Origin of the sequence: Marmoricola sp. RAF53 (assembly GCF_052114005.1) — a bacterium.
Lineage (GTDB): Bacteria > Actinomycetota > Actinomycetes > Propionibacteriales > Nocardioidaceae > Marmoricola.
Genome location: NZ_JBFRDX010000001.1, coordinates 33,488 through 51,331, shown reverse-complemented (window position 1 = coordinate 51,331; position 17,844 = coordinate 33,488). Strand labels below are relative to the sequence as shown.

Genomic DNA, 17,844 nt, shown 5'->3' with positions numbered 1-17,844 from the left:
ATGTTTCACGTGAAACACCCCCCGTGCCTTCAGTGGCCCGGGGGGTGTTTTCCGATGCCCTCCCGGTAGCGGAGCGGTACGCACACCTGCTCGCCCAGGAGGCGACCCTGCGCGGCCTGATCGGTCCACGGGAGGTGCCGCGCCTCTGGGAGCGGCACCTGCTGAACTGCGCGGTGGTCACCGACCTCGTCAGTGAGGGAGCCACGGTGTGCGACATCGGATCCGGCGCCGGGCTTCCCGGTCTGGTGATGGCGATCCGTCGCCCCGACCTCCAGGTGACCCTGATCGAGCCGTTGCTGCGCAGGACGACCTTCCTGGACGAAGTAGTCGCGGACCTGGAGCTGGAGAACGTCTCCGTGCTCCGTGGTCGTGCCGAGGAGCAGCACGGCCGTCTCTCGTTCGACGTCGTCACCTCGCGCGCGGTCGCTCCGCTGGAGAAGCTCGCCCGGTGGTCGTTGCCACTGGTCAGGACTGGCGGGTCGTTCCTCGCCATGAAAGGCTCCTCGGCAGAGGCGGAGCTCGAGGCCGCTTCCGCCGTCATCCGCCGGCTGCGCGGGCGAGTGATCGGCGTGGTCGAGACAGGATCGGGTGTCGTGGAGCCAGCAGTCCGGGTCGTGCGGGTCGACAAGCCCTGAGGCCGTCGAAGCGCGCCCGCGCTCGCATCGGGCAATCCACCTAGCCAGAGTTTTCCACCGGTCAAGACCACCGGCTGAGCGCAAGTATCCACAGATTTTCGAAGTTATCCACAGACCAAGCCGGGACAAACCGGCGGGCTGTTTCACGTGAAACATCGTCGCAGGAGCACAGAGTGACCGACCAGCAAGCCTCGCAGGACCCCGGTGCGGTGAACCCGTACGTCAGGACCGCCGGTGACGTCGACGCGACACCGCCCGCGTTCGACGACACCACCACGCCGCTCGCCCGCGCGATCGAGGCCGAACTGCGTGCCCGGGAGGGCCTGACCTTCAGTGACCCGCTCCCGCGTCCGTCCCGGACCCGCGTGATGGTGGTGGCCAACCAGAAGGGCGGGGTCGGCAAGACCACCTCGACGGTGAACCTGGCCGTCGCGCTCGCCAAGCACGGGCAGCGCGTGCTCGTCGTGGACCTGGACCCCCAGGGGAACGCGTCGACCGCACTCGCCGTGGACCACCGCCGGGGGACGCCGTCGTCGTACGAGGTCCTGGTCGACGGCATGACCATCGCCGAGGCCGTTCATCCGCACCCGGAGATCCCGGGCCTGTACGTCGTCCCGGCGACCATCGACCTGGCCGGCGCCGAGATCGAGCTCGTCAGCGTGGTGGCCCGGGAGAGCCGGCTGCGCAAGGCACTCGCGGCGTACGAGCTCATCAGCGAGGAGGGGGAGGAGCGACTCGACTACGTGCTCATCGACTGCCCCCCGTCGCTCGGCCTGCTCACCCTGAACGCCCTGGTGGCCGGCGACGAGATGCTGATCCCGATCCAGGCCGAGTACTACGCCCTCGAAGGTCTGGGCCAGCTCATCGAGACCGTGGAGATGGTCAAGGCTCACCTGAACCAGGGGCTCTCGATCACCACCATCCTCATCACCATGTACGACGGCCGCACCAACCTCGCCGCCGGTGTCGCCGAGGAGGTGCGCGAGCACTTCCGGGAGCAGGTGCTGAAGACCGCGATCCCGCGCTCGGTGCGCGTCTCCGAGGCCCCCAGCTACGGCCAGAGCGTGATCACGTACGATCCGGGGTCTCCGGGTGCGCTCAGCTATCTGGAAGCCGCACGTGAGATGGCCGTCAAGGGAGCAGGAGCATGAGTGAGAAGCGTCGGGGCCTCGGACGAGGCCTGGGTGCACTGATCCCGACCCAGCCGGACGTCGCTGAGAACACGGCCGCGCCGGGTGGGGTGGCGACGGCGACCGCGCCGCTGGTCGACGGAGCTGCGCAGGGCCCAGGGCCGGGCAGCGCTCCGACCGAACCGGCCCGAGTGGACGGCGCCTACTTCGCCGAGCTCCCGATCTCCTCGATCACACCGAACACCAAGCAGCCGCGCCAGGTCTTCGAGGAAGAGGCGATGGCCGAGCTGGTGCACTCGGTCAAGGAGGTCGGCCTCCTGCAGCCGATCGTCGTCCGCGAGGCCGGCGACGGGCGCTACGAGCTCATCATGGGCGAGCGCCGGTGGCGGGCCACCACCCAGGCGGGCCTGGACACGATCCCGGCGATCGTCCGCAGCACCAACGACGACGACATGCTCCGGGACGCGCTCCTGGAGAACCTGCACCGGTCCCAGCTGAACCCGCTGGAAGAGGCCGCCGCCTACCAGCAGCTCCTGGACGACTTCGGCTGCACCCACGAGGAGCTCTCCACCCGGATCGGACGCAGCCGTCCGCAGATCAGCAACACGCTGCGGCTGCTCAAGCTCTCGCCGGCCGTGCAGCGCCGGGTCGCCGCCGGCGTCCTCTCCGCGGGCCACGCCCGTGCCCTGCTCGGCGTCTCCGACGCCGGCGCCCAGGACCGGCTGGCGTCCCGGGTGATCGCCGAGGGCATCTCGGTGAGAGGACTCGAGGAGATCGTCGCGGTCGGTGTCGACGACGACGCGGGGGAGACGGTGCGCTTCAAGGCGAACCGGCCCACGGCGCCTGGCCTGGCCGAGCTCAACGACCGGCTGTCTGACCGCCTGGACACCCGGGTGAAGGTCAGCATGGGGAAGGCCAAGGGCAAGATCGCCATCGAGTTCGCCTCGCTGGGCGACCTGCAGCGCATCGTCGGCATCATCGACCCGCGGAACCGGGACGACCGGCCGATCTGAGTCCGCCCGCGACACCACGCGAGCGTGTCGACAAATCTACTGAAGGCAGAGCACCGGGCCGGGGCCGTCGGGCCCACCGTCGGCGCCGCCGCGGTCGAACGCGATGTCCCACCCTGCGCCGGAGATGGTCACGCCGTACTCGGCGGAGCAGTTCCTGGGAGCCGGGTAGAAGACGCCGTTGATCGGCTGGGTGACCAGCTTGAGCACGATCCGGTCCGCCCTCCCGCTGCACCTGCCGCTCGGCGGGTTCGCGCGGTCGGTGGACGAGAAGATGTCGTCGGGCGCGCCCGACCCGATCGTCAGGGCGGTCATCGACGCGGTCCAGCGGTCCCTCTTCGGGCAGGTGAGCCGGAGGACCACCCTGATGTCCCCGCTCCTGGTGACCGTGCCCTTGACCAGGGTCGCGGTGTCGTTGATCCCCGGCGACTCGTCCGCCTGGGCGGCAGGCGTGAGGAAGAGGGCTGCGAGCGGGGTCAGGGCGAGGGTGACGAGGAGCGTGCGCATCTGTTCAACCTAGGCGCGCCGGCGCCAGGAAGCCTCCCGCAGATGGCGTAGATGCACGACGCACCTGACATGTCGACAAATCAACTAAGCGTCATGTTGCCAAAGCGATGAAGCGGTAGATCGGCTACTTCTTCGCCTTCTTGGCGCGCTTCTCCGCCTTCTTCAGCGCCCGCAGCCGGCGCTCCTCGACGTACATCGCAGCCGCCTCGTCGGGCGTCGGCGCCGAGCCGCCGTACGACGCCGGGAGCCACCAGGAGCCCGCCGGCTGTTCCTCGGCCGGGTACGCCGTGATCAGCCGGTCCAGCATGCCCTCCATCCGGCGCTGCAGCTCGGCGGTGACGGCGTTGGCGTTGTCGGCCGGAGTCGGGTGCATCGGCTCGCCGACCTCGATCAGCACCGTCTTGTGGCGCTTGAGGTCCACCGGCTTGCCCTTGGTCAGGAAGCGCTGGGTCCCCCAGAGCACCACCGGAACCAGCGGGACCCCGGCGTCGGCGGCGATCCGGACGGCACCGGTCTTCAGCGGCTGGAGCTCGAGGCTCCGCGAGATGGTGCCCTCGGGGAAGATGCCGACCAGCTCACCGGCGTCCAGGTAGCGGTGCGCCGCGTCGATCCCGGCCTGGCCGTCGCCGCGGTCGATGGAGATGTGGTGGAACGAGCGCATCACCGGTCCGCCCACCGGGTGGTCGAAGATCTCCTTCTTCGCCATGAACCGGGTCAGCCGGCCGCGCTCGACGCCCGGGTACCCCGCCATCAGGTAGTCCACGAACGACAGGTGGTTGATCGCGAGCAGCACCCCGCCGGTCTCCGGGATGTTCTCGGTACCGGTCATCGTGATCCTGACGTCGCCGAGCTTGAACCAGGTCTTGGCGACGGCGATCACGACGGGGTAGCTGAAGTCGCGCATGGAGGTCCTCGGGTCCGGGGGACGGGCGCCCCGATGGTGTCACGGCGGCGGGGCCGGGCGGAATCCACGGGGCGGAAATGGGCAGCGGGTGCGCAGACGGCTCTGCGAGACTGCTCCCCATGCGCCGCATCGTCCAGAGTCGCAAGCTGCAGCACGTCCGGTACGACGTCCGGGGACCGATCCTGGTCGAGGCCCAGCGGCTCGAGGCGGAGGGCCACAAGATCCTCAAGCTCAACATCGGCAACCCGGCCCCGTTCGGCTTCGAAGCGCCCGAGGCGATCGTCGCGGACATGGTGCACAACCTCCCCGAGTCCCAGGGCTACTCCGACTCGCGGGGGATCTACTCCGCCCGGACGGCGGTCGCGCAGTACTACCAGGGGCGCGGCCTGACCGACACGCAGGTCGACGACGTCTTCATCGGGAACGGCGTCTCCGAGCTCATCTCCCTGGTGCTGCAGGCGTTCCTGGACGACGGCAACGAGATCCTGGTGCCCGCCCCCGACTACCCGCTGTGGACCGGCGCGGTGACGCTGTCGGGCGGCACCCCGGTGCACTACCGGTGCGACGAGGAGGACGGCTGGAACCCCGACCTGGCCGACATCGAGTCGAAGATCACCGAGAACACGCACGGCCTGGTCATCATCAACCCCAACAACCCCACCGGCGCGGTCTACAGCGAGGAGACCGTCCGCGGGCTCGTCGACATCGCCCGGCGGCACAACCTGGTGATCTTCAGCGACGAGATCTACGAGAAGATCCTCTTCGACGACGCCGTTCACCACCACACCGCCAAGTACGCCGCCGACGACGTCCTCTGCCTCACCTTCAGCGGCCTCTCCAAGGCCTACCGCGTGTGCGGCTACCGGGCCGGCTGGGTGATGGTCTCCGGGCCGAAGCACCTCGCCGAGGACTTCCTCGAGGGGCTGACCCTGCTGGCGAACATGCGGATGTGCTCGAACGTCCCTGCCCAGCACGCGATCCAGACCGCCCTCGGCGGCTACCAGTCGATCAACGAGTACATCGTCCCCGGCGGCCGGTTCTACGAGCAGAGCAAGCTGGCGTGGCGCCTGCTCAACGAGATCCCCGGGGTGAGCTGCACCGAGCCGATGGGGGCGCTGTACTGCTTCCCCAAGCTCGACACCGAGATGTACGGCATCACCGACGACGAGTCGTTCGTCATCGAGCTGCTCCGGGCCAAGAAGATCCTGGTGACCCACGGGACCGGCTTCAACTGGTTCGAGCCCGACCACTTCCGGCTCGTGACGCTGCCGGACGTCGACATGCTCACCGAGGCGATCGGGCGGATCGCCGACTTCCTGTCCACGCTGCGCACCTGAGCCCCGGCATGGTCGCGGGCGGGCGCCGTACGATGGCGACGTGGCCCGGAAGGTCGAACGCCTGACCCTGGACAACCTCGGCCTGCTGCCGGGGGGCTGCGCGACGTGCACCTTCTGGGAGTTCGATCCCGTGCACCGCGCCCGGATCCGGGGCCACGAGGCCGAGGAGAAGGCCGCCTGGGTCTCCACGATGCTGCGCGAGTGGGGCTCGGTGGGCCGGGTGATCAGCGTCGACGACGTCGTGGCCGGTCACATCGAGTGGGCCCCCGCGCTGCACCTGCCCGGCAGCAGCGGGTTCGCCACCGCGCCGGTCAGCAGCGATGCCGTCCTGCTCGCGAGTGCGTACGTCGATCCCGGTTTCCGCGACCAGGGGCTCGGCCGGGTGCTGATCCAGTCGATGGCCAAGGACCTGCTCGGCCACGGCGGTGTCAGGGCTGTCGAAGCCTTCGGCGCACACCGGCCGCGCGAAGGCGAGTGCGTGCTGCCGGTCGACTTCCTGCTCGCGGTCGGCTTCAAGACGCATCGACCGCACCCGCAGTACCCGCGGATGCGGATGGACCTGCGCACCACGCTCACCTGGCGCGAGGAGATCGAGGCCGCGGCCGAACGCCTCCTCGGTGTCGTCACCGGCAAGCGCCCGGCACCGAGCCCGGCTCCGCGGCCCGCGCCGCGGGGCGTCCATCGCAGTCCGGTCAGGCCGGGCCGTCACCCTGGAGCGCCGCGCGGAGCTCGCTGAGCCGGAGCACACCGGTGGTCGCGTCCGCGTCCGGGCTCAGGTAGAACCGCTGCACCGCGACCACGACCGACTCGGCCAGGACGTCGCGGAAGCCCGGGTCAGCCAGGCGGCGGGCGTCGCCGGGGTTCGACAGGTAGCCCGCGTCGAGCTGCACCGCCGGCATCCGGGTCCGGCGGAGGAACTCCCACGTCTTCGCGTGGCAGCGCAGGTCGACGAGGTCCGTGCGCGCCACGATCTCGCGCTGGACGAGGCTGGCGAACCGTTCACCCGCCGACGAGCGGGTCTGGTGCTCCTCGGAGCCGAAGAAGTAGGTCGCGACCCCGCACGCGTCCCGGTTCGGGGAGGAGTCCACCGCCAGGGAGATGCAGAGGTTCGCGGCTGCGCGGTTGGCGAACGCGGCGCGCTCCATCTCCTCGAGGTGCTCCATCTGTTCACGCTCGCCCGGCACCGGTGCCCGGTGCCGGCCCGGGCGGGAGGCCGTGAGGAAGGCCTGGACGCCGGTCGCCACCAGCCGGCCCTCGACCCGGGCGGCCAGGTCGTGCACGATCTCGGCGGCCGCGTCCACGTGCTCCGCGGGCAGGTGCAGCCCGGGCGAGGGGTCGATGACCACGATCTTGCCGCCCAGGTGCGGACCGGCGTCCTTGATCCGGGCCTCGGCACGCATCGCGTTCGGGGCGCCCCCGCTGACGATCGGGGCCAGCTGGGCCAGGGTCTTCAGGGTCAGCGGGCCGCAGGTCCCGTCCGGCGGGATGCCGACGTTGCGCTGGAACTCGCGCAGCCCGGCCGCGGTCTCGGCGCCGAAGTACCCGTCGACCCGGCCCACCTTGAACCCGAGCTCGAGCAGCCGGCGCTGCAGCGCGAAGACGTCGTCCCCGGCCATCAGGCTGCCGGGGAGGTGGGTCAGGATCCGGTCACCGAGCGTCCAGCGCGCCTCGTCGAGGCGGCGGAAGGTGGCCGGGCCGACGACGCCGTCGACGTGCAGGCCGCGCTGCTGCTGGAAGGTGCGGACGGCCAGCTCGACCTCGTCGTCGTACGACCCGGGTCCCGGCTCGCCCAGGAGACCGAGCTGAGCGAGCAGCTCGACGATCTGCGTGACGGCGGCACCGGTGTCGCCGCGGCGGACGGTCGTGTTCACAGCAAGGATCTCCCCGACTAGGTCGGCACGCGCCCGAATCGCGTGCCGGTGGGCTTCCTGAACCCTAACCGCACCCCGACGCCCTCCGGAAAGGGCGAGGGCGCCGGGAACCACCTGGTTCCCGGCGCCCTCGTGGATGCTCGAGGCTTCCTCGCTCAGCCGATGATGTCGGCGAGCTCGCGCAGCAGCGCGGCCTTCGGCTTGGCGCCGACGATCTGCTTGACGACCTCGCCGTTCTGGTAGACGTTCAGCGTCGGGATGCCGGTCACGCGGTACGCCGCGGGGGTCACCGGGTTCTCGTCGACGTTCATCTTCACCAGGCGCAGCTTGTCGCCGTGCTCGGCGGCGATCTCGTCCAGGATCGGGGCGACCTGGCGGCACGGGCCGCACCACTCGGCCCAGAAGTCGACCAGGACGGGCGTCTCGGACTTGAGGACCTCGACCTCGAAGTCGGCGTCGGTGACGGCCTGAAGGTTGGCCATGGAGTGCTCCTCGTTGTCTCGGTGGGTGTTGCGCTGATGGAACACCCGGGCGGGGACGTTTTCTTCCCGCGCCCGGGGATGGTTCTGGGTCCGGTTCTGGGTCCGGTGCTGGGCCCGGTTCTGGGCCCGGAGGTCAGACGCCGGCCGGGACGGCGCTCGACGCGGCGCTGGCCTCGGCGTGCTCCTTGTCGGCCAGGTACCGCTCGGCGTCCAGGGCGGCGGCGCAACCGCTGCCCGCGGCGGTGATCGCCTGGCGGTAGGTGTGGTCGACCAGGTCGCCACAGGCGAAGACGCCGGGCAGGTTGGTGCGGGTGCTGCGGCCCTCGGCGAGGACGTAGCCCTCGTCGTCGAGGTCGACCTGGCCGGGCAGCAGCTCCGAGCGCGGGTCGTGGCCGATCGCGATGAACAGGCCGGTCGCGTCGAGCTCGCGGGTCTCGCCGGTCACGGTGTCCTTGAGGGTGAGCCCGGTGAGCTTGTCCTCGCCGTGGATCGACTCGACCGCGGAGTTCCAGGCGATCTCGATCTTCGGGTCGGCGAACGCCCGGTCGGCCATGATCTTCGACGCGCGCAGCTCGTCGCGGCGCACGATCAGGGTGACCTTGGAGCCGAAGCGCGACAGGAACGTCGCCTCCTCGACCGCGGAGTCGCCGCCACCGACGACCGCGATGTGCTGCTCGCGGAAGAAGAAGCCGTCGCAGGTCGCGCACCAGGAGACGCCGTGGCCCGAGAGCCGGTCCTCGTCGGGGATGCCGAGCTTCTTGTAGCCCGAGCCCATCGCGAGGATGACCGCCTTCGCGGTGAAGGTGCCTTCCTCGGTCTTCACGACCTTGACGTCACCGGTGAGGTCGACCTCGATGACGTCGTCGGCGACCAGCTCGGCGCCGAAGCGCTCGGCCTGGGCGCGCATCTCGTCCATCAGCACCGGGCCCTGGATGCCGTCGCGGAACCCCGGGAAGTTCTCCACCTCGGTGGTGTTCATCAGCGCGCCACCGGCGGTGACGGCGCCCTCGAAGACCAGCGGCTCGAGGTTCGCGCGGGCGGCGTACACGGCCGCGGTGTAACCGGCCGGGCCGGAGCCGATGATGATGACGTTGCGGGGGTTCTGGGTGCCGTTGCTGGCGTCCGACATGCCGTACCTGCTCTGTAGTGGGAATCTGGTGGCAGAACAGATCCTAGGCACGCCGCATTCCCAGCGGGAGCGTCAGTCCAGGACGGCGCGGGCGAGCATCTTGCCGGTGCAGGAGAACGCCTCGGCGATCCGGTGGCCGTCCGCCCGGGCGCTGACCACCAGGAGCGCGGGCCGGCCGTCCAGCAGCACCGCGTACGACGAGCCTCCCGGGGCCGGGGCCGGGGTCGCGCTCGGGGAGCAGCCGAGCGCGGAGCTGAGCGTCGCGAGGTCGGACGTCTGCGGCGCCGGGGAGCGCTCGCCGGAGTACGCCAGGTCCTTGCCGTCGTCGGCGAGCACCCGGGTGGCACCGGTGGCGAACGCGGCCGAGGTGAGTGCCGGGAGCGATCCGTCGGCGGCGGTGGCCTGCGGGGTGGTCGAGCTCCCGGCCGCTCCGGCGGGGGCCTTCTCCGGGGACGACGCCGAACCGCTGTCCCCGGCAGCGGTGCTCGAGGCGCTGTCGTCGGCCCCGTTGCGGTCGGCCAGGACGTTGCCGACGGCGATCCCGCCGAGGGCGACCACGCCGACGACGCTCGCGGCGACGAGGAGGCGCTGGCCGCTGGAGCGGTGCCGGCGCAGCGGGACCACCGTGGTCGACGTCTCCAGCGGCGCCAGACCGGCGAGCGCGGCGTCGATCCGGGCCGCGACAGCGTCCGGGACCGGAGCGGTCACCCGGACGTCCGCGAGCAGGGCGCGCACGTCGTCGTGGACCGGGTCGTCGAAGTCGGGGACGCCGTCGGGCAGGTCCCCCGGGGCGTCGGGGGCGTCGGGGGTGTCTGGGGTGTCGTCGGGTCGGGTCATGTGGGCACACCTCCTTCGTCGGCTCGTCGTGCGGGGGGACCTTGATCGGACGGGCGGGAACGCGCTCCGGTTCCGGTGACGCCCGCCTCGGCCAGCAGTGCCGCCAGCCGGTGCCGGCCGCGGGCGCACCGGCTCTTCACGGTGCCCACCGGGCAGTCCAGCATCCGCGCCGCCTCCTCCACGGGGTAACCCTCCATGTCGACGAGCACGAGCGCCGCCTTCTGCTCCGGGGCGATCCGGTCCAGCGCGGCCAGCACCGCCCGCCGCTGGTCGGTGCGCAGGGCCGCCGCCTCCGGGTCTGCGTCCGCCCCCGCCGTAGCCGACGTGCCGAGCACGTCCCCGCGGGCGACGTGGTCGTCGAGGTCGTCGGGCAGCGGCTGGGCGGCCCGGACCTTGTTGCGGCGCAACCGGTCCAGGCAGGCGTTGACCACGACCCGGTGCAGCCAGGTGGTGACCAGGGCGTCGCCGCGGAAGGAGCCGGCCCGGCGGTAGGCCGAGATCAGGGCCTCCTGGAGGGCGTCGGCGGCGTCCTCCGGGTTCCCGGTGGTGCGCAGCGCGACCGCCCACAGCCGGTCCCGGTGCCGGGCCACCAGCACGCCGAAGGCGTCCGGGTCCCCGTCGCGGTGGGCCCGGAGCAGCGTGACGTCGTCCGGCTCGTCGGGCGCGAAGCCGTTCCCCTGGCTCACGGGCGGACCAGGACCTCGGAGATCTCGCCCCGGAAGCCGCCGCCGACCGGGGGCAGCCGGGTCAGCCAGATCAGCACGAACCGGGTCTGGACGGCGGGCTCCACCCGGACCACCGGGTTGGTGACGTCCGCGCTGATGCCGGCGAGCCGACGGGCGTCCGCCAGCTCGACCGGGGCGTCGTCGACACCGGGCGGCGTCGCGTACACCTCGAACGAGGTGGGGGTGCCCTTCAGCTTCAGCTCGACGGAGCCGACGGTGTGCTGCGCACCGAGGTCGAGGAGCAGACCGACGCCGCTCTTGAGACCGCCCAGCCGCGGGTCGTCGAGGTAGCGCTGCGTCTGCCAGCCGGTGGCCGGGTCGCCGTCGATGGCCAGGCGCGTCGAGTCCGGGTTCTCCGACGGGGGGTCGCCCTCGGGGTCGAAATCGCGGGCCGAGACGATCGTGACCGGGGTCCCGGTCGGCGCGGACGCGGTCGGGGCGGTCGTCGGATCCGCGGAAGACCCGGTGGGGTCGTCACCGCGTCCGAGCGTGAAGGCGGCGTACATGACGGCGAGCAGCAGGACCAGGACGGCGGCGGCCACGACCGGCCGGACCCAGCGCCGCCGCGGCTTGCCGGACTCCTCGGCGCTCTCGTCGTCGAACGGCCAGAATCCCGCCGGCGGGGCCGCGGTCGCGGCCGACTCCGGGACCCGGCGCTCGTGGTCGGCGAAGAGCGGCCGCTCCGGGGAGTCCTCGAACGGCGGCGGCGGGGGCACCGGCTCCCGGCCTGCCGGGTCGTCCCCGTCGGGGTCCGCGGGCCGGATCCCGGCGTAGATCCGCGGCATCGTCTCGTCCAGCGACGGCGGCGGCGCGGCCATCGTCGCCTCCGGGTCGTCGCTCGGGTGGACCGCGCCATCCCCCTCGGCCTCGGGCTCGGCCTCGGGGGCGGGTGCGGGGGCGGGCAGCTCCTCGGGTGGGAGCCCGGGCGTCAGCCCGGAGGTCAGCCCGGAGGTCAGCCCGGAGGTCAGCCCGGGCGTCGGGTCCGGCGGCGGCGCCGGATCGTCGTGCATCGCCGGGAGGTCCACGGGCGCCGCCGCGGCGGGGTCGCCGACGTAGTCGCTGAGCGCGGCGTTCACCTCGAAGGCGGTCTCGACCGGGGCGGCGTGCTGGGACGCCTCCTTGGTGAGCACCCGGTCGCAGATCACGTCGAGCGTCCGTGGCACCCCGGCCCGGACCTGGCGCGGACGCAACGTGCGCAGGCCCTCCCGCGGTGCCCGCGGCACGGACGACGGGGCGAGTCCCGGCCAGCGGCCGGTCAGGGCGGCGTACAGGATGCCGGCCAGGTCGATGACGTCGGCCTCGCGGTCGTCGACCTCGCCGTACGCCGGGTCGAGCGGGCGCGGGCCGGCGATCGCGGCGTACACGACGAAGCCGATCACCTTGACCGCGCCGGCCGGGGTGACCATCACCGCCTCCGGGTTCAGCCGGCCGTGCGTCAGGTCGGCGGCGTGCGCGGCGGTGATCGCCTCCGCGACCTCCCGGGTCAGCCAGGCCGCGCGAGCCGGCGGCAGCGGGCCCTGGCCGAGCATGACGTCGAGCGACTCCCCGTCGCCCCACTCGTTGATCACCCAGGTCAGGCCGTCGGTGTCGTCGCAGTCGAGCACGCGGAGGAAGTGCGGGTCGGTGACCCGGGCCGAGCGCCGGGCCGCCTCGAGGACGGCCTCCGCCCGCGGGTCCTCGCTCGCGACCGCGTGCACCCCGACGCTGCGGGCCAGGACGGTGTCCGTCGCGCGCCAGAACCGGGCACCCGCGTGCTCGGACAGCAGGTCGTCGAGCCGGTACCGCCCGCCGAGCACCGTGCCGGGAGTCATCGGGATGGGCACGTTCCTCCTCGAACCGGTCGGGACGCCCATCGTAGGACGCCGGACGGCCCGTTCCGGCCCGCCGCTCGGTTCACCGGCGCCGCCCGCGGGGCAGCCGCGCGGTCAGCAGCCCGACGACCTCGCCGATCTCCTCCAGGTGGAAGAGCCGGGCCAGCGCCAGGTACGCGATCCCGCCGGCCGAGCCGACCAGGACCAGCCGGACCGCAGCGTCGACCTTGCCGCTGCCGCCGAGGACCTCCAGCAGCCCGGTCCGCACCAGCCAGGCGAACCCGACCGACAGTCCGACCACGACGGCCATCCGGATGCCGAACCGGACCAGGGACCGCCCGCCGAGCCCGCCGGTGCGCCGGGAGAGCTGGGCGTAGGACAGGGTCGCGCCGACGGCGTACGCGATCGTGTAGGAGATCACCAGCCGTGGCGCGGTCTGCGCGGACGAGATGTCCCGGGTGAGCAGCACGGCGGCCACGATGTTGACCGCGGCGATCACGCACTGGATCCCGAAGACGCGCTTGTTCTGCTCCAGCGCGTAGAACCCGCGCAGCACCAGGTAGTGGCTGGTGAAGAAGAAGGTGCCGATGACGAAGAGGGACAGGGTCGGCACGAAGTCGGAGTAGGAGTCCGACGCCGATCCCCAGCCGAACATGACGTTGGCGAGATCGGGCGCGACCACCGGGAGCAGCGCCAGCAGCGGCAGCACCAGCGCGTACGCCGACCGCATCGTCGAGACCACGGACCGGCCGACCGCCCGGAAGTCGTGGTCGGCCGCGAACGCCGAGAGCCGCGGCAGCACGGCGGTCGCCAGCGACACCGTGATCACGGCGTGCGGGACCATCACGAGCAGGAACGAATTCGAGTAGATCGTGTAGCCGGTGCCACTGCTGGAGCCGGACGGGTCGCAGACGCCGCCGTTGAGCGTGCCCCCGGAGGCGATCCGCACGACCACCGTGTACGCGACCTGGTTGGCCACCACGAAGAGGACCGTCCAGACGCCGAGCCGGAAGGTGTGCCCGAGGCCGGCGCCGCGGAAGTCGTAGCGCGCCCGGAACCGGAACCCGGAGCGGCGCAGGTACGGGATCAGCACCAGGAACTGGATGACGATGCCGAGGGTCGAGCCGATGCCGAGGAAGGCGGCCGCGCTGCCGCTGAACCCGGCGCAGAGCTCGTCGCCCTCCGCGGTGCCGTAGACGACCAGGTAGCCGACCAGGACCGCGATCGCGACCAGGTTGTTGGCGATCGGCGCCCACATCATCGGGCCGAAGACGCCGCGGGAGTTCAGCACCTGGCCGATCAGCACGAACATGCCGTAGAAGAAGACCTGCGGCAGGCAGTAGCGCGCCAGCGTGATGATCGAGTCGCGCTGCTCGGCGTAGGTGACGGTGAAGAACTGCGGGTCGAGCAGCACCCGCATCACCAGCGGCGCCGCGAGTACCAGCACGACCGAGACCGCCGCCAGGAAGATCGCGGCGAGCGTGATGATCCGGTTCGTGTACGCCGCCCCGCCGTCCTCGTCGTTCTTCAGCGCCCGGACGAGCTGCGGGACCAGGACGGCGTTGAAGACGCCGCCGGCCAGCAGGATGTAGAGCATGTTCGGGATGGTGTTCGCGATGTTGAAGACGTCCGCGTGCAGGCCGGTGCCGAGTGCCGCCGCGAGCAGCGTCGTACGGACGAAGCCGCTCATCCGGGAGAAGACGGTGCCGGCCGCCATCACCGCGCTCGACGACAGCACCGACGGCTGCCGTGGCACCGGCGGACGTTCCGGCTGCTCCTGCTCGTCGGTCACTGGCCTCGCCACCGGTGCTCGCGGACCCCGCGCAGGATCCTTCGGGCGATCATCACGACCAGGAGCAGGGCGCCGGCGCCCAGGACGACCCAGATCAGGATGCCGACCTGGGTCGTCCGCAGGCTGAAGGTCAGGGGGGTGCCGAAGCTCGCGCCGGAGGCGGTGGCCGGGGTGAGCGTCACCTGGTGGACGCCGATCTCGGAGGCCTTCGCGCGCAGCCGCAGCACCCGGCGTTCGCCCGGGGCCATGTCGACCGGGTCGGGGGTGTCGATGGTGACGCCGGAGGTGCCGGTGTCGGCCTTCACGCCGACGGTGATCGGCTCGTCCAGCTTGTTGACCAGGGTGACCGCGACGGTCCCGGACCCGCCGGACAGCGTGACGAAGTCGGTGCCGGTGACCGACACCTGCGCGAGCACACCGCGGGCGGCGGCGTCACCGGCGAGCACCTGGCTCTGCGCCCGTTCGGGATCGGGGCGGGCGTGGTAGGAGACGCCGGTCAGCGCGGTGCCGTCGAGCTGGTGGGTGACGGTGTTCTCGGTGCGGAGGATCTCGCCGAGGGTGCCGCCGGTGCGGATCATCGAGGCCGCCGCGAGCACGTTCGGGAGGCCGATCTCCTGGCGGCGGACCGCCGCCGGGTAGCCCAGCGCGGCGTCGAAGACGGGGGTCAGGCTGCTGCCGCCGGTGACCGGGGTCAGGGAGAGCCACGGCTGGTCCAGGGCGGCGAAGAAGTCGGACCGCTGCCAGCCCAGGCCCGGGTCCCAGTCGTCCGGGAGCGAGACCACCATCGGGGCGGTCTCGCCGGCGGCCGCGCGGAGCGCGGCGTCGGAGACGATCCGTTGCCGCAGGGCGAGCGCGTCCAGCGCCGCGGTCGGCGCCGGGCCGCCGGCCGCCGCCTCGGCGTCGGTGAAGACCAGGTCCTGGTCGTCGGCGGTGCGCCACTCGGTGCGGGTCCGGGGGGCACCGTGGTCGGAGACCAGGATCACGGAGCCGGTCGCGATCTTCGGCAGCGCGTCGTCGTCCAGCCACCCGTCCGGCGGGGCGACCGCCGGGGTCTCGGTGATCCCGAGCCGGTCGAACGTGCTAGTCGCGGTGCGCTCGGCGCGCGACAGCATCGCCGGCCGCCGACGGGCCAGCGCCACGGTGTCCGGGTCGGCGTACGCGAGGCCCAGGACGGTCTGCCGCGCGGCGACGCCCTCGAGGGCGGAGAGCCAGGAGGCGGCGTTGGCCCGGTCGTCGGCGTCGAGCCGGTCGGCCGCGCGGGACGGGCTGTCGGAGGAGTCGCCGGTCGGGCTCGTCGAGGGCGACGGGGTCGCGGTGGGTTCCTCGGTGGCGGTGCCGAGGGAGAGCGCCGGGTTGTCCGCGGCGACCGACTCGACGGCTTCGAGGACGGCCGGATCGATCAGCAGGGTCGGGCGCCCACCACCGGCGGAGGCGAGGAAGTCGACGACCCGGCGCAGCCGGCCCTCGGCGGCGAGCGTCCTGGACCAGTCGCTGGTGTCGAGCAGTTTCCCGACGGGGTCGCGGCGGACGCGTTCGCGCACCGGCACCACCAGCGACACCGTGGTCGGGGCGGTGTCGGCGGCGACGAGCGGGATGAAGGTGCGGGCCCGGCCGTCGGCGAGGCCGTCGCGTCCGGTGGCGTTCTGGCCGAGGGCGTGCACGCCGATCCAGTACACCCCCGGCGCGCCGCTGATCTTCTGCAGCAGGTCGGCGTGCTTCAGCCGGATCCGGAAGGTCGCCGAGGCGCCGGGCGCGAGGTCGCCGATCGGGGCGAACTGTCCGTCGTCGGCGAACCGGGTGCCGACCTCGACCTCGGAGTCGCCGGCAGCCGCCTTCGCCAGGTCCTCGCGCGTCGTCATCGGGAACCGGCTGACGAACGGGTGCACGTTGATCGCCGACCAGGTCTCGTCGGAGTCGTTGCGGACCGTGCCCGCCAGCACCACCGGGCCGCCGGCCGGGATCGTGGCCGGGCTCAGCCGGGTCAGCCGCACCGTCAGCGGGGCGGCCGGCGCGTCCGCCGCCCGCGCCGGGGAGGGCAGGACGAGGAACGGCAGCAGCACCGCGCTCACGAACGCGGTGAGGACCGCGTACGTGGTGCGGGGAAGACTCACACGGGGATGCTAACGACCCGGGCCGCGCACGCCGGTCGCGGCAGGCGGCGCGGACGACCGCCTTCTGCGCGGATAGAGTGGTCTCCCGTGTCCGACCAGCCGCTGATGATGTCCGAGGTGCAGGAGCGCGCCGCCGCGGCGCTGCAGCGCATCGCCCCCGTCATCGACGAGCTCGGCGCCCGGTTCGCCGCGGCCGGCGAGCAGATCGCCCTGGTCGGCGGCCCGGTCCGCGACGCGATGCTCGGCCGGCTCCAGAACGACCTCGACTTCACGACCTCGGCCCGCCCGGAGGTGACCGAGCGGCTGCTCAAGGGCTGGGCGGACGCGATCTGGGACATCGGCCGCGACTTCGGGACGATCGGCTGCCGGAAGGGCGACTGGCAGGTCGAGATCACGACGTACCGGTCCGAGAAGTACGACCCGTCCAGCCGCAAGCCCGAGGTCGCGTACGGCGACTCGCTGGCCGGCGACCTCGGCCGGCGCGACTTCACCGTGAACGCGATGGCGATCAACCTGCCCGACCGCACCTTCGAGGACCCGTACGGCGGCATCGTCGACCTGGCCCACCGGGTGCTGCGCACGCCCGGCCGCCCGGAGGACTCGTTCAGCGACGACCCGCTGCGGATGATGCGGGCGGCCCGGTTCGCCTCCCAGCTCGGTTTCACCGTCGCGCCGGAGGTCCAGGACGCGATGACGGCGATGGCCGAGCGGATCACGATCATCTCCGCCGAGCGGGTCCGCGACGAGCTGGTCAAGCTGGTCTGCTCGCCGCGGCCGCGCGCCGGCCTCGGGCTGCTCGTCTCCACCGGCCTGGCCGCCCACGTCCTGCCCGAGCTCCCGGCGCTCGCGCTGGAGCGGGACGAGCACCACCGCCACAAGGACGTCTACGAGCACACCCTCACCGTGCTGGAGCAGTCCATCGACCTCGAGGAGCGGCTGCCCGGCGGCGGTCCCGACTTCGTCTCCCGGTTCGCGGCGCTGATGCACGACGTCGGCAAGCCGCGCACCCGCCGGTTCCTCGACGACGGCACCGTCACCTTCCACCACCACGACGTGGTCGGCGCCAAGATCACCCGGAAGCGGATGCAGGCGCTGCGGTTCTCCGCCGACGACACCACGGCGGTGAGCAAGCTCGTCGAGCTGCACCTGCGGTTCCACGGCTACGGCGACGGGCAGTGGACCGACTCCGCGGTCCGCCGCTACGTCCGCGACGCCGGCGACCTGCTGCCCCGGCTGCACGTGCTGACCCGGGCGGACTGCACGACCCGCAACCAGCGGAAGGCCGACCGGCTGCGACGGACCTACGACGAGCTCGAGGAGCGGATCGCCCGGCTCTCCGAGAGGGAGGAGCTCGACGCGATCCGCCCGGACCTGGACGGCAACCAGATCATGGAGATCCTCGGCATCGGCCCGGGCCGCGAGGTCGGCGCCGCCTACGCGCACCTCCTGGAGCTGCGGCTCGACAACGGCCCGATGTCCTTCGAGGACGCGAAGGCCGCCCTGCTCGCCTGGTCCTCCGACCGGGCCTGACCCCCGGGAAGCACGACGGGCGCCGACCCTCAG

16 protein-coding genes are annotated in these 17,844 nt (G+C 72.3%); 6 read left to right on the top strand and 10 right to left on the bottom strand.

The features are described 5' to 3' along the window. Positions 1–44: 44 nt before the first annotated feature. The 3 genes from rsmG (at position 45) to AB4Y76_RS00225 (ending at position 2,778) form a co-directional block, all read left to right on the top strand. Positions 45–635 carry a 16S rRNA (guanine(527)-N(7))-methyltransferase RsmG gene (gene rsmG, locus AB4Y76_RS00235; RefSeq protein ID WP_441921282.1) on the top strand — a complete coding sequence of 197 codons (591 nt, stop codon included), beginning with the start codon at positions 45–47 and terminating at the stop codon, positions 633–635. A gap of 173 nt (positions 636–808) precedes the next feature. After that, entirely contained in the window at positions 809–1,786 is a 978-nt protein-coding gene (locus AB4Y76_RS00230; protein ID WP_441921280.1) for a ParA family protein, read from the top strand. Further along, entirely contained in the window at positions 1,783–2,778 is a 996-nt protein-coding gene (locus tag AB4Y76_RS00225; protein ID WP_441921278.1) for a ParB/RepB/Spo0J family partition protein, read from the top strand. The genes AB4Y76_RS00230 and AB4Y76_RS00225 overlap by 4 nt, the downstream gene beginning before the upstream one ends. 36 nt (positions 2,779–2,814) lie before the next feature. Here the strand turns inward: AB4Y76_RS00225 and AB4Y76_RS00220 are convergent, their stop codons facing one another. Both AB4Y76_RS00220 and AB4Y76_RS00215 read right to left on the bottom strand, forming a co-directional pair. Next, a complete protein-coding gene (locus AB4Y76_RS00220; RefSeq protein ID WP_441921276.1) occupies positions 2,815–3,282 on the bottom strand; it encodes a hypothetical protein in 468 nt (155 codons plus the stop codon). Between the two features lie 124 nt (positions 3,283–3,406). Further along, positions 3,407–4,186: a lysophospholipid acyltransferase family protein gene (locus AB4Y76_RS00215; protein ID WP_441921274.1), complete on the bottom strand. Its 780-nt coding sequence runs from the start codon at positions 4,184–4,186 to the stop codon at positions 3,407–3,409. Between the two features lie 119 nt (positions 4,187–4,305). Between AB4Y76_RS00215 and AB4Y76_RS00210 the strand changes: the two genes are divergently transcribed. Both AB4Y76_RS00210 and AB4Y76_RS00205 read left to right on the top strand, forming a co-directional pair. After that, complete coding sequence (locus AB4Y76_RS00210; protein ID WP_441921272.1) at positions 4,306–5,523, top strand: pyridoxal phosphate-dependent aminotransferase; 1,218 nt, start codon at positions 4,306–4,308, stop codon at positions 5,521–5,523. A gap of 40 nt (positions 5,524–5,563) precedes the next feature. Next, positions 5,564–6,259 (top strand): GNAT family N-acetyltransferase, encoded by a 696-nt coding sequence (locus tag AB4Y76_RS00205; protein WP_441921270.1) that lies wholly within the window; start codon positions 5,564–5,566, stop codon positions 6,257–6,259. Here the strand turns inward: AB4Y76_RS00205 and AB4Y76_RS00200 are convergent. The 8 genes from AB4Y76_RS00200 to AB4Y76_RS00165 all read right to left on the bottom strand — a co-directional run bounded on the left by AB4Y76_RS00200 (position 6,216) and on the right by AB4Y76_RS00165 (position 16,281). Then, on the bottom strand, positions 6,216–7,394 hold the full coding sequence (locus AB4Y76_RS00200; protein WP_441921268.1) for an N-acetylmuramoyl-L-alanine amidase: 1,179 nt from the start codon (positions 7,392–7,394) through the stop codon (positions 6,216–6,218). The two genes, AB4Y76_RS00205 and AB4Y76_RS00200, sit on opposite strands and share 44 nt — an antisense overlap. A gap of 155 nt (positions 7,395–7,549) precedes the next feature. Next, positions 7,550–7,876 (bottom strand): thioredoxin, encoded by a 327-nt coding sequence (gene trxA / locus AB4Y76_RS00195; RefSeq protein WP_441921266.1) that lies wholly within the window; start codon positions 7,874–7,876, stop codon positions 7,550–7,552. Positions 7,877–8,009: 133 nt separating this feature from the next. Beyond that, a complete protein-coding gene (trxB, locus tag AB4Y76_RS00190) occupies positions 8,010–9,005 on the bottom strand; it encodes a thioredoxin-disulfide reductase (protein WP_441921264.1) in 996 nt (331 codons plus the stop codon). A gap of 72 nt (positions 9,006–9,077) precedes the next feature. Beyond that, positions 9,078–9,842, bottom strand: coding sequence for a hypothetical protein (locus AB4Y76_RS00185; protein WP_441921262.1), 765 nt, complete (start codon positions 9,840–9,842; stop codon positions 9,078–9,080). Further along, positions 9,839–10,528 carry an RNA polymerase sigma factor SigM gene (gene sigM / locus AB4Y76_RS00180; protein WP_441921261.1) on the bottom strand — a complete coding sequence of 230 codons (690 nt, stop codon included), beginning with the start codon at positions 10,526–10,528 and terminating at the stop codon, positions 9,839–9,841. Before sigM ends, AB4Y76_RS00185 begins: the two co-directional genes overlap by 4 nt. Next, entirely contained in the window at positions 10,525–12,390 is a 1,866-nt protein-coding gene (locus AB4Y76_RS00175) for a protein kinase family protein (RefSeq protein ID WP_441921259.1), read from the bottom strand. The genes sigM and AB4Y76_RS00175 overlap by 4 nt, the downstream gene beginning before the upstream one ends. A 70-nt stretch (positions 12,391–12,460) precedes the next feature. Continuing rightward, positions 12,461–14,170 (bottom strand): murein biosynthesis integral membrane protein MurJ, encoded by a 1,710-nt coding sequence (gene murJ, locus AB4Y76_RS00170; RefSeq protein ID WP_441921257.1) that lies wholly within the window; start codon positions 14,168–14,170, stop codon positions 12,461–12,463. Next, positions 14,167–16,281 carry a DUF6049 family protein gene (locus tag AB4Y76_RS00165; protein ID WP_441921255.1) on the bottom strand — a complete coding sequence of 705 codons (2,115 nt, stop codon included), beginning with the start codon at positions 16,279–16,281 and terminating at the stop codon, positions 14,167–14,169. The genes murJ and AB4Y76_RS00165 overlap by 4 nt, the downstream gene beginning before the upstream one ends. A gap of 108 nt (positions 16,282–16,389) precedes the next feature. Between AB4Y76_RS00165 and AB4Y76_RS00160 the strand changes: the two genes are divergently transcribed. After that, a complete protein-coding gene (locus AB4Y76_RS00160; protein ID WP_441921766.1) occupies positions 16,390–17,811 on the top strand; it encodes a CCA tRNA nucleotidyltransferase in 1,422 nt (473 codons plus the stop codon). Positions 17,812–17,844 lie beyond the last annotated feature (33 nt).